Annotated in this window: 12 protein-coding genes; 9 read left to right on the top strand and 3 right to left on the bottom strand. The window is 29.6% G+C overall.

Annotated elements, in window-relative coordinates; all coding sequences use genetic code 11:
* Positions 1-122 precede the first annotated feature (122 nt).
* Together clpB and H9661_RS16845 are read left to right on the top strand one after the other, a co-directional pair.
* Entirely contained in the window at positions 123-2,723 is a 2,601-nt protein-coding gene (clpB, locus tag H9661_RS16850) for an ATP-dependent chaperone ClpB (protein ID WP_191769937.1), read from the top strand.
* A 113-nt stretch (positions 2,724-2,836) separates the two neighbouring features.
* The gene (locus H9661_RS16845; protein WP_191769935.1) at positions 2,837-3,229 is read left to right on the top strand and encodes a hypothetical protein; all 393 of its coding nucleotides are present in this window, start codon (positions 2,837-2,839) and stop codon (positions 3,227-3,229) included.
* Between the two features lie 40 nt (positions 3,230-3,269).
* On the opposite strand, the gene H9661_RS16840 is transcribed toward H9661_RS16845, so the two are convergent.
* The 3 genes from H9661_RS16840 to H9661_RS16830 form a co-directional block, all read right to left on the bottom strand.
* The gene (locus H9661_RS16840; RefSeq protein ID WP_143318152.1) at positions 3,270-3,464 is read right to left on the bottom strand and encodes an alpha/beta-type small acid-soluble spore protein; all 195 of its coding nucleotides are present in this window, start codon (positions 3,462-3,464) and stop codon (positions 3,270-3,272) included.
* A gap of 148 nt (positions 3,465-3,612) precedes the next feature.
* Entirely contained in the window at positions 3,613-4,209 is a 597-nt protein-coding gene (locus H9661_RS16835) for an ECF transporter S component (protein WP_143318153.1), read from the bottom strand.
* A 236-nt stretch (positions 4,210-4,445) separates the two neighbouring features.
* Positions 4,446-4,646 (bottom strand): PspC domain-containing protein, encoded by a 201-nt coding sequence (locus H9661_RS16830; RefSeq protein WP_191769933.1) that lies wholly within the window; start codon positions 4,644-4,646, stop codon positions 4,446-4,448.
* A gap of 199 nt (positions 4,647-4,845) precedes the next feature.
* On the opposite strand from H9661_RS16830, the gene H9661_RS16825 reads away from it, so the two are divergent.
* From H9661_RS16825 to hisG, 7 genes are all read left to right on the top strand, one after another.
* Entirely contained in the window at positions 4,846-5,787 is a 942-nt protein-coding gene (locus H9661_RS16825; protein ID WP_191769931.1) for a PD-(D/E)XK nuclease family protein, read from the top strand.
* Positions 5,788-6,342: an NUDIX hydrolase gene (locus tag H9661_RS16820; protein ID WP_143318156.1), complete on the top strand. Its 555-nt coding sequence runs from the start codon at positions 5,788-5,790 to the stop codon at positions 6,340-6,342.
* Between the two features lie 101 nt (positions 6,343-6,443).
* Positions 6,444-7,898 carry a threonine synthase gene (gene thrC, locus H9661_RS16815; protein WP_143318157.1) on the top strand — a complete coding sequence of 485 codons (1,455 nt, stop codon included), beginning with the start codon at positions 6,444-6,446 and terminating at the stop codon, positions 7,896-7,898.
* 8 nt (positions 7,899-7,906) lie between these two features.
* Complete coding sequence (gene thrB / locus H9661_RS16810; RefSeq protein WP_191769929.1) at positions 7,907-8,824, top strand: homoserine kinase; 918 nt, start codon at positions 7,907-7,909, stop codon at positions 8,822-8,824.
* Positions 8,803-9,240: an ACT domain-containing protein gene (locus H9661_RS16805; protein WP_143318159.1), complete on the top strand. Its 438-nt coding sequence runs from the start codon at positions 8,803-8,805 to the stop codon at positions 9,238-9,240. Before thrB ends, H9661_RS16805 begins: the two co-directional genes overlap by 22 nt.
* Before the next feature lie 210 nt (positions 9,241-9,450).
* Complete coding sequence (gene hisZ / locus H9661_RS16800; protein ID WP_191769927.1) at positions 9,451-10,593, top strand: ATP phosphoribosyltransferase regulatory subunit; 1,143 nt, start codon at positions 9,451-9,453, stop codon at positions 10,591-10,593.
* Complete coding sequence (gene hisG / locus H9661_RS16795) at positions 10,590-11,219, top strand: ATP phosphoribosyltransferase (RefSeq protein WP_191769925.1); 630 nt, start codon at positions 10,590-10,592, stop codon at positions 11,217-11,219. The genes hisZ and hisG overlap by 4 nt, the downstream gene beginning before the upstream one ends.
* Positions 11,220-11,236 lie beyond the last annotated feature (17 nt).

The raw sequence follows: 11,236 nt of genomic DNA, 5'->3' as shown, positions 1-11,236 counted from the left end.
ATAACAATTATTAGTTATTTAAAAAAGTAAAAAAATGAAAATAAAACTTTGACTTTCTTTGACCTTTGTATTATTATAAAAATATAGAAAAAACTATTTACAGTAGTAAGGAGGAGTAATATATGAATGTTGATAAAATGACATTAAGAGTACAACAATGTTTAAGTGATTCTAACTCTATAGCAGTTAAATTTAATCATCAACAAATTGAAGTAGTTCATCTTTTTGCTGCCCTTATGGAACAAGAAGACGGGTTAATTCCTAATATTTTCACTAAAATTGGTGTTGATATAAAGAATGTAAGATCAGAAATTAATAACAAATTAGAAGCTATGCCTAAAGTTATGGGAGAAGGAGCAAATTCTTCGGGTGTATATATAACTAGAAGAGTAGATGAAGTACTTGTAAAAGCAGAAGATATTTCGAAAAAATTTAAAGATTCATACATTAGTGTTGAACATTTAATGTTATCCATTATGGAAGTTGATTCTAAGGGTATAGTTGGAGAAATATTAAAAAAATTTAATATTACAAAAAAAGATTTTATGAAAGTATTAGAAGAAGTTAGAGGAAATCAAAGAGTTGAAACACAGGATCCAGAAGGGACTTATGATGCACTAACAAAGTATGGTAGCAATTTAGTTGAATTAGCTAAGAAACATAAGTTAGACCCTGTGATTGGAAGAGATGAAGAGATTAGAAGGACTGTAAGAATACTTTCAAGGAGAACAAAAAACAATCCTGTTTTAATTGGTGAACCGGGAGTTGGTAAAACTGCTATAGTTGAAGGCTTAGCAGAAAGAATAGTAAAGGGTGATGTGCCCGAAGGTTTAAAAGATAAGGTAATCTTTTCACTTGACATGGGATCATTAATTGCAGGTGCAAAATATAGAGGGGAATTTGAAGAGAGATTAAAAGCTGTTTTAAAAGAAGTTCAAAGAAGTGAAGGAAGAATAATTCTTTTCATTGATGAAATCCATACTATTGTAGGTGCTGGTAAAACAGATGGAGCAATGGATGCTGGTAATTTAATTAAGCCATTACTTGCAAGAGGAGAATTACATTGTATTGGAGCAACTACTTTTGATGAATATAGGCAATATATTGAAAAAGACAAAGCTTTGGAAAGAAGATTTCAACCAGTAATAGTGGATGAACCAACAGTAGAAGATACTGTTTCTATATTAAGGGGATTAAAAGAAAAATTTGAAATACATCACGGTATTAGAATTCATGACAATGCAATAGTAGCGGCTGCAAAACTTTCTCATAGGTATATTCAAGATAGATTTTTACCAGATAAAGCTATAGATTTAATAGACGAAGCAGGAGCTATGATTAGATCAGAGATAGATTCTCTTCCTACAGAATTAGATATTATAAGAAGAAAATTATTTCAATTGGAAATTGAAAAGGGAGCTTTAGAGAAAGAAAATGATGAAGGTTCTATAAAACGGCTAGAAGCGATTTCGAAAGAAATAGCAGAACTTAAAGAAAAGAATGACGAAATGACTGCAAAATATGAAAAGGAAAAAGAGCATATTACATCTTTAAGAGAATTAAAAACAAGACTGGATGATGCACGTGGTGAAATAGAAAAATATGAGAGAGCTTATGACTATAATAAAGTTGCAGAGCTTAAATATTCCACTATACCAGTATTAGAAGAAGAAATAGAAAAGAGAGAAAGTGAAGTAAAGGAAAATTATGAAGGTGCTCTTTTAAAAGAAGAAGTTACAGAAGAAGAAATTTCACAGGTTCTATCAAAATGGACTGGAATTCCTGTAAGTAATCTTCTTGAAGGAGAAAGAGAAAAATTATTAAGACTTGATTCAGAACTTCAAAGCAGAGTTATTTGCCAAGATGATGCAATAGAGGCTGTATCTAGTGCAATACTTAGAGCTAGAGCAGGACTAAAAGATGAAAACAAGCCAATAGGATCATTTATATTCTTAGGACCAACAGGAGTTGGTAAAACTGAACTTGCAAAAACCTTAGCTAGGACATTATTTGATAGTGAAGATGCCATGATAAGAATTGATATGTCTGAATATATGGAAAAGCATGCTGTATCAAGACTTGTTGGTGCGCCTCCAGGCTATGTTGGATATGAACAAGGAGGTCAATTGACAGAAGCGGTTAGAAGAAAGCCATATAGTGTGCTTTTATTTGATGAAATTGAGAAAGCACATGAAGATGTATTTAATATGTTTCTTCAAATTTTAGATGATGGAAGGTTAACTGATAATAAAGGTAAAACTGTTGATTTTAAAAATACAATAATAATAATGACTTCCAATATAGGATCTCAATATTTATTAGAAAATGAAAATCAGGAGGAAATAAGTGGAAAAAGTAAAAATTTAGTTATGTCTGCTTTGAGAAGTAAGTTTAAACCAGAATTTCTAAACAGAGTAGATGATACGATAATGTTCAAACCTTTATCAGAAACAGGTATAAAGAAAATAATTGATATTTTCTTAGAAGAAGTTAGAAATAGATTAAAAGATAACAATATTACATTAGAAGTTACAGAGAGTGCAAAAAATATTTTGGCAAAAGAGGGATATGATGTAGTTTATGGAGCTAGACCACTTAAGAGATATATCCAAAATACCCTTGAAAATAGTCTTGCTAGAAGAATTATAAAAGGTGATGTTCATTATGGTTCAAATGTACTGGTAGATGGAGACGGAGAAGAAATAACACTTTCTACAAGGTAAAAATAGCTTGTATCAAAAAAATTAAAATGCAGAAAATATATATATAAAGAATTACTCAGTTTTGAAAATTTATAATCAATTTTTGATTATGAATAATTTAAGGAGGAATTTTTATGGAGTATATAACTGCAATGAATAATTATGTAGTAGTTAATCCAAATGGGGATATGCAAGGATATGTAGAAATTGATGAAGCTGTAGGAGCAGTAGACTCATATGATTTAGAAAATATTTTAGCATTATGTGAAGAACCCAGAAAAGGACATATGTTTGATATGTGGCAATTTGACGATATGCAGGATTCAGGTATTATTTACGGAGTAGATAACGGTGAATGTCAAATTTATGATATGGATACTTTACTAGAGGCTATAAGAGAATCTGGTATGTTTCAAGATGAAAAAGACGAATTAATTAAAGAATTGTTAAAAAAAGATATTCATTTAAATGCATATGATAAAGGTATTGTGGGAATACTAGCTAATGTTGATGTTGAATGGACATAAAAAAGGAAAGGTCACGGTTTTGCCGTGACCTCATAATATGTTATTTTAAACCATTTTCATATTGTTGCACCATTCTCTTAACCATTTCGCCACCAACACTTCCGCATTGTTTTGAAGAAAGGTTTCCGTTGTACTCAGTGAAAGGAACTCCCATTTCACTTGCAACTTCATTTTTGAATTTTTGTAATCCATTCTTAGCTTCTGGAACTAATGCATTATTATTGTTTTGTGACATATTAAATTCCTCCTCTAACGAGTTTTTTTTCTAGGCATTTCTGCTTTGCACTATTATTGTGTGTAAACACAAAATATATAAACTATGTTTTAATAGGTAAAGAAGGAAAATTGTACAAACTATATTTCAGTTATAATATGGTTATTAATTATTTTCTGTTTCTATAAATTTTTAATAGTCCAGTTACCACAGGGATTACTATTAATACTGAGATTATACATTCTGGGACTCCATTAGTTAATGCAATTGTACCAAGTGTTCCAGCAACAGCTTCAGGACTCAAGTTTTTTAATACAGCATATTGGTCACGAAATAAAATGAAAGTTAATCCTAATACTCCAACAGTATTAGTAATTGTACCTAATGCAGCTGCAAATCCATAAGCAATTTTTGGAGTGTTAAATTTATTTTTAATATATTTATATACATAATATGATATAATTCCGATTAATACTCTAGGTATAATAGCAACTACAGGATTCATGAAAACTGGTGATAAAATTGTTGGTGCAGTAATGTTTTGATATATAGAAAATAAACCGAAAACTAACCCAACAGCAGCACCTACAATAGGACCTTCAATAATAGCGCCAATTATTACCGGTATATGCATTATTGTAGCTTTCATAAAAGGAAGTGGAATAAATCCTATTCCTGTTAACCCCATAAATATGGAGATTCCAGAGAGCATTCCTATGACAGCTAATTGTCTAACTTCTAAAAAACTTTTTTTGTGATTTTCCATTACATTTCCTCCGTTCTTATTCCTTAATGGATATAATTCGGCAAATCTTGAAGTTTAGATTTACAGTTCAGTTTGTTAAAATACTGACAAGTATTATTGTAGCATGAAATAAAAAATTATCAATATAAGATAAAATTGTAGAATTTTTTGAAAATATAATAAAATAAATAAAGACTAATTTTCAAGCTTTTTCACTTGAAAATTAGTCTTTATTAAGTTAGCTAAAAGTTGTATTGTTAATAAATATTTTTATCTGGCATAACAAAAGCACAAGCAATATAACCAAAAAAGCCTAGTCCGAAAGACAATAAGGTAATTAAAATCCACAAAACTCTTATTAAAGTAACATCAGCGTCAAAATAATCAGCAAAACCGGCACATACACCAAATATTTTTTGTTCAGCTGAAAGTTTATATAATTTTTTCTTTGAATCCATAATAATTAATCCTCCCTAAAAATGGTGAAAGAATATCTTTATTATATTATAAACGAGAATAATAAAAAGTATATATAATAATTGGAATATAATTAAAAGTTAAGATGATATTAAGAAAAAAATAAATTTAATATATTTTATTAAATTAGAGATATAATTATATCAGTAAGTAAAAAATAGTATAAGAGGAGGAGAGTTCATGGCGAGTGAATATAGAATTATGGATTATCCTGAAAAGTCTTGGAGTATATCAAAGATGAAGGTAATAGATAATTGCTTTAGAGAATATTACTATACATACTATGGCTCTCATAATGGATGGCTTTATCAATCTACTGATGAGCAAAAAATATCATGGAGATTAAAAAAATTGACCAATATATGGATCATGTTTGGTGATAAGTTACATGAATTAATAAAAAGTTTGGTGAAAGATGATGGAAGTGAAATAAATGTAGGTGAAATAAAAGAACATATGAGAGTTAAACTTAACCTAGGTGTTAAGGAAAGCTTGCAAAAGTATAGAAATGGAGACTGGGATGAGTATCCTAAGGGGGAAATGCTTCAGGAATATTACTATGGAGAGAAACTTAAGGAGAAGGATGTAGAAGAGATAAAAAAGAGAATAGAAAGTTGCACTAAGGGATTGATAGTATCTAAGTCGTATAATGAAATTAAAAACACAGCAAAAGAAATTCTAGAAGTAGATGAAGAAAAATTTGATTTTATCTTTGTTTCAGGTATAAAGGTATATGCTCTTATTGATGTTCTATATATAGATGAAAAAGGTAATTATGTTATTGTTGATTGGAAAACTGGCCAATTTAGTGAACATGATAAAGAACAATTAATGGTTTATGTATTGTATGTTATGGAAAGATATAAAGTACCAATAGATAAAGTCATAGGACGTCTAGAATATTTATTAATTGGAGAAAATTATGAGTATAAATTTAATCTAGATGATATTATAGAGATAAATAATAGAATAAATATGGACTTAAATGTTATAAATGCTTTTTTGGAAGATAAGGATAAAAATAAACCGAGACATAAAGAACACTTTTTGATGTGTGATAATATAAGTAAATGTAGAAAATGTAAATTTAGAAAATTATGCTTAAATGAGGAGGAAATATAAATGAAACTAATTGATATCGTACAACTAACAAATAATAAGTTTTTAAACATGTATAAGCTAAAATTAATAAATAGAAAGGGGAATCCAAAGGATTATTTTGTTGCAAGTAGGAGAGATAGATTACATTTAAGTTGTGTAACAAAAGATCATAATGTTTGCGATGGAGTTATGATAATTCCTATAACAGAAGATGGAGAAATCGTAATGCTTAAGCAGTACAGACCAGCAATATCAGACTACTTGTATGAACTTCCAGCAGGAATAGTAGATCCAGGAGAAAGTATAGAAAGTGCAGCTAAAAGAGAACTATATGAGGAAACAGGACTTATAGCAAAGAGCTATGAAGTATATTTAAAACCAAGTTACACTTCAGTAGGATTAACTGATGAGACTACAGCGATAGTAAAGATGGTGGTTGAAGGTGAGATAACAAATGAACATGCAGAAGCTGATGAGGATTTAGAAGTTTTTAAATTAAAAATAAGTGATGCAAAAAAGTTTGTAGAAAGTCATAATGTCTCTATAAAAGGGGCGCTTATATTGATGAGTTTGTAAAACACGAGTGTTCTTCTAATAAAAACACTTGTTTTTATTAGAAGAACATGATATTATTGTATTAAGAAAATTTCACATAATAATATACTTGGGGTGATAAAATGAAATTTCAAAGTACAAGAGGGTTAGAGAAAGATGTATCTTCGGCTGAGGCTATAATTAGAGGAATAGCTAAAGATGGAGGTCTATATGTTCCAGAATCTTTTCCAAATTTGTTTAACTTGATAAAGTATGATAAAGATTTATCATATGAAGAACTAGCTTTTAAGATAATAAAGGAGTATTTTACTGATATTAATGAAGAGGATTTAAAAGATGCAATAAATGATGCGTATAAGAATCGTTTTGAAGTTAAAGTAAATAAGGATTTTTTAGAGTTATATCATGGACCAACTTGTGCATTTAAAGATGCTGCTTTATTATTTCTTCCTCAAATTATGAAAAGAGCAAAAAAGGCTTTAGGATTAAAAGAGGAAATAGTTATATTGACTGCTACATCTGGAGATACTGGTAAAGCTGCTTTAGAGGGTTTTAGTAATGTTGATGGATTTAAAGTAGTTGTTTATTATCCTAAAAATGGAGTTAGTACTATTCAAGAAAGGCAAATGGTTACACAAGAAGGAAATAACGTTAAAGTGTTTGGTATTACAGGTAATTTTGATAATGCACAAACCGGGGTGAAAGAAATTTTTGGAGATGAGTCTTTTAAAGAAGAGGTAAGAAGAGGTGGCTATCTTTTATCTTCTGCAAATTCAATTAATATAGGGAGACTTGTACCTCAAATTGTTTACTATTTTTACGGTTATTTCAAACTAGTTGGACAAGGAAAGATTAAATTAGGGGAAGAAATAAATGTAGCAGTACCTACAGGGAATTTTGGGAACATTTTAGCATCATATTATGCTAAGAGAATGGGATTGCCAGTACATAAATTTATTTGTGCATCAAATGAAAATAAGGTACTAACTGAATTCTTTCAGACAGGAATATATGATAAAAGAAGAGAACTTATTTTGACAGAATCACCATCTATGGATATTTTAGTTTCTTCAAATTTAGAAAGATTGTTATTTGAAGGAAGTGGAAGAGATGGAGAAGAGATTAAGAGACTTATGGATTCTTTAATGGCGAAAGGAGTTTATAAAGTTTCAAACAAAATTAGTGAATTCTTAAAAGATTTTTATGGAAACTTTGCAAATCAAGAAGAAGTTTCAAAAGCAATAAGTGATATATATGAAAAAGAGGGATATCTAATAGATACTCATACTGCTGTAGCTAAAGTAGTAAATGAAAAATATGTAAAAGAGACAGGGGATAATAGACAAGTGTTAATAGGATCAACAGCAAGCCCGTATAAATTCCCTAGAAGTATTTGCTCTTCACTTAATATTAATATAGAGGAATTAAATGATTTTGAAGTGCTAAATAAATTATTTGAAGAAACAAAAGTTGAAATTCCTACAAATTTAGTAGGGTTAGCTAAAAAAAGCATTTTACATAAAGAAGTATGGGATAAAAATGAGATGAAACAAGCTCTTTTATCATACTTAAAGTAGGTACTACCATGATTAAAATAAGAGTACCAGCTACTTCAGCTAATATGGGGCCAGGCTTTGATTCTTTAGGAGTAGCTCTAAATCTCTATAATATATTTGGATTTAGAGAAATAGATAATGGATTGAGTTTTAATGGAGTTCCAGAGGAATTTTGCAATGAAGACAATATAGTTTACAAAGCCATGATGAAATGTTTTAGTAAGGCTGGGTACAAACCTAAGGGGATAGAAATATCAACTTTAAAACAGGACATACCAGTATCGAGAGGACTTGGAAGTAGTTCTAGCTGTATAGTTGGGGGACTAGTTGGAGCTAATGAAATTTTAGGTAAAAAGTTTTCTCAAGATGAAATACTTGAAATGGCGGTTGAAATTGAAGGGCATCCAGATAATGTTGCGCCAGCATTGCTTGGAAACATGGTAGTTGCTGTAACTGAAGAGAAAAAGATATATTATCAAAAGATAAATGTTAATGAAAAAATTAAGTTCATTCCTATTATACCTAATTTTAAACTTTCTACCAATGAGGCAAGAAAGGTTTTGCCAAGCGAAATATCTTTAAATGATGGAGTTTATAACGTAGGAAGAGCGTCACTTTTAGTTGCTGCAATATCAAATGGAAATTTAGAATTACTTAAACATGCTTGTAAGGATGCGTTTCATGAGAAATATAGAAGTAGTCTCATAAGTGGATTTTATGAAGTAAAAGAAGAAATTTACAAAGCTCAAGGATTAGCTTCTTATTTAAGTGGAGCTGGACCTACCATTATGGCTCTATCGTTGAATCAGGATAGAGAATTTAAAGTGAAAATTCAAGAATTTTTAAAGCTTAAATCTTTAGATTGGAATGTTTTTGAGTTATCAGTGGATAAATTAGGGGCAATAGTACTAGAGGGTGATGAGGAGTGCAAGGAAATTTTTTTGTAATTGATAAAAGAGTTTTACCAGAAGTATATGAAAAAGTTGTAAAAGCGAAGAAATTACTAAAAGAAGGTAAAGTAAAAGAAGTAACAGAGGCTACAAGGTTAGCTGGAGTAAGTAGAAGTGTATATTATAAGTATAGGGATTTTGTATTTGAGTTTTCAGAGAGTCCCAAAGGGCAAAAAGCTACATTCAATATAATGATAATAGATGGAACAGGTGTGTTGTCTACTATATTGAATTATATATCAAGTGTTGGTGGAAGTATATTGACAATAAATCAAGGAATACCATTAAACGGATATGCTTACGTCAGTTTAACTATAGATATGAGCAATTTAAACGGAGACATAAAAACACTAGTTGGGGATTTATCAAAATTAGATAGGGTTGAAAAAGTTGAGTTTATAGCTATGGAGTAGGATGTAAGATGAATGTTAAAGAGTGAAATAATTTATTTCACTCTTTTTCGTTAAGAAAAATATAGTGGTTATTATCATATGCTTAATAATTATATGAATTTTTTAATACATTTGTGCAAAAGTTATTATTGACAGTGATAATATGATATATTATTATTAAAATATAATTTATCAATTTAGTACACTAAATCGATAAAGCAAGGAGGGGCTATGGGGAAAAAATATATAATACCTGAAGGAACAAGAGATTTAGTCTTAGGTGAATGTGCTATTAAGAAAAAACTACAAATTGACATTGAGGAATTACTAGATAAATGGGGCTATAAGGAAGTTGTAACACCGACAATAGAATTTTATGAGACTTTTAATTGTGGATTTCAAAATTTAAAAGAAGAGGAGGTGTATAAATTTTTTGACAATAAAGGGAAAATATTGGTGCTTAGACCGGATATGACTATTCCTATAGCAAGGGTAGTTGCGACTAAGTTTAAAGATATTCCTGGACCTATTAGATTTAGGTACAGTTCCAATGTTTATAGAGTTCATGAAAGTCTTGGTGGTAAAAAGAATGAATATACTGACTGCGGAGTTGAACTTATTGGAGCAGAAGATAAGTGTTCAGATTTGGAAATTTTGCTTACGGCCTTGGATGTGTTAAAAGCATTAGAGGTGAGGCAATATAAGCTTGAAATAGGAAATATCAATTTTTTTAATTCTGTAATTAAGGACTTGGGCTTGGAGGAAGAAGAAAAGTTAGAATTAGCAGAACTTATTGATAGAAAAAGTTTAAAAGAGCTAGATGAATATTTAGATTTTCTAGATGTGGCAGAAGTTTATAAAGAATTTTTTAAAAAGGTTCCTTGGCTTTTTGGAGGAAAGGAAGTTTTAGAGGAAGGTAAAAATTATTGCTTCAATGATGAAATTAAAAATAGTATAGAGTATCTAGAAAGACTTTCAAAAGTATTAGATGAACTAGGTTATGGAGAAATGGTAACTTATGATTTAGGAATGGTACCTAGACTTGATTATTATACTGGGATAATTTTTAGAGGATATGTAGGTGGCGTAGGAGCTACAGTTTTAAGTGGTGGAAGATATGATAATTTAATTTCATATTTTGGAGAAAATAGAAAAGCTGTTGGATTCTCTATAAATCTTGACTCAGTACTAGATATTATGAAGAATAAGAAAATAGTAGATAAACAATCATATAAACTTCATTATGAAGAAAAATTTCAAGTTGAAGCTTTTAAAAAAGCGGAGGAACTTAGAAAACAAGGGTTTATAGTTAATATGATTTGTGATTCCAATCAAGATGAAATTAATGTTCAGGAAGCAGGTAATAATAGATGAGTATAAGTATAGCATTAACAAAAGGAAGATTGGAAAAAGAAACTGTTAAGTTACTTGATAAAGCAAGTTTTGGAACAGACGAATTGAAAGATAAGGGTAGAAAATTAGTATTTAATGATACTAAGGAAGATATAAAATATTTCTTGGTAAAAGCTGCTGATTCTATAACTTATGTAGAACATGGTGTTGCTGATATTGGGGTAGTTGGTAAGGACACATTGTTAGAATCAGATAATAATTATTATGAAGTTTTAGATCTTGGGATAGGTAAATGTAAATTTATAGTAGCTTCATTACCTGAAAATCAATTTCTAAAAAAAATTGGTCATATAAAAATAGGAACGAAATATCCAACAGTAGCAAAAGAGTATTTTAAGAAGAAAGGAATGGATGTTGAAATAATAAAAATAGAGGGATCAGTTGAATTAGCGCCTATATTAGGATTATGTGATGCTATAGTTGATATTATGGAAACAGGCACTACTCTTAAAGAAAATGGATTAATTATATATGACACAATTTGTGACATTAGTGCTAGGGTAATAGTGAATAAAGCAAGCTTTAAAATGAAAAAGAGAGAAATAGAATCATTTATTGAAAGAATAAGAAAAGTATTAGATAAGTAATAAGCAATAAGCAAAGG

The organism is Clostridium cibarium, from assembly GCF_014836335.1.
In the GTDB taxonomy this organism is placed as follows: Bacteria; Bacillota; Clostridia; order Clostridiales; family Clostridiaceae; genus Clostridium; species Clostridium cibarium.
Note: the sequence above shows the minus strand (reverse complement) of the source record. Positions and strands in the feature narration are given on the sequence as shown.

Excerpts from the sequence above, each read along its gene's own strand:
- clpB (WP_191769937.1), top strand. The coding sequence starts at position 123 with ATGAATGTTGATAAAATGACATTAAGAGTACAACAATGTTTAAGTGAT.
- H9661_RS16845 (WP_191769935.1), top strand. The coding sequence starts at position 2,837 with ATGGAGTATATAACTGCAATGAATAATTATGTAGTAGTTAATCCAAAT.
- H9661_RS16840 (WP_143318152.1), bottom strand. The coding sequence starts at position 3,464 with ATGTCACAAAACAATAATAATGCATTAGTTCCAGAAGCTAAGAATGGA.
- H9661_RS16835 (WP_143318153.1), bottom strand. The coding sequence starts at position 4,209 with ATGGAAAATCACAAAAAAAGTTTTTTAGAAGTTAGACAATTAGCTGTC.
- H9661_RS16830 (WP_191769933.1), bottom strand. The coding sequence starts at position 4,646 with ATGGATTCAAAGAAAAAATTATATAAACTTTCAGCTGAACAAAAAATA.
- H9661_RS16825 (WP_191769931.1), top strand. The coding sequence starts at position 4,846 with ATGGCGAGTGAATATAGAATTATGGATTATCCTGAAAAGTCTTGGAGT.
- H9661_RS16820 (WP_143318156.1), top strand. The coding sequence starts at position 5,788 with ATGAAACTAATTGATATCGTACAACTAACAAATAATAAGTTTTTAAAC.
- thrC (WP_143318157.1), top strand. The coding sequence starts at position 6,444 with ATGAAATTTCAAAGTACAAGAGGGTTAGAGAAAGATGTATCTTCGGCT.
- thrB (WP_191769929.1), top strand. The coding sequence starts at position 7,907 with ATGATTAAAATAAGAGTACCAGCTACTTCAGCTAATATGGGGCCAGGC.
- hisZ (WP_191769927.1), top strand. The coding sequence starts at position 9,451 with ATGGGGAAAAAATATATAATACCTGAAGGAACAAGAGATTTAGTCTTA.
- hisG (WP_191769925.1), top strand. The coding sequence starts at position 10,590 with ATGAGTATAAGTATAGCATTAACAAAAGGAAGATTGGAAAAAGAAACT.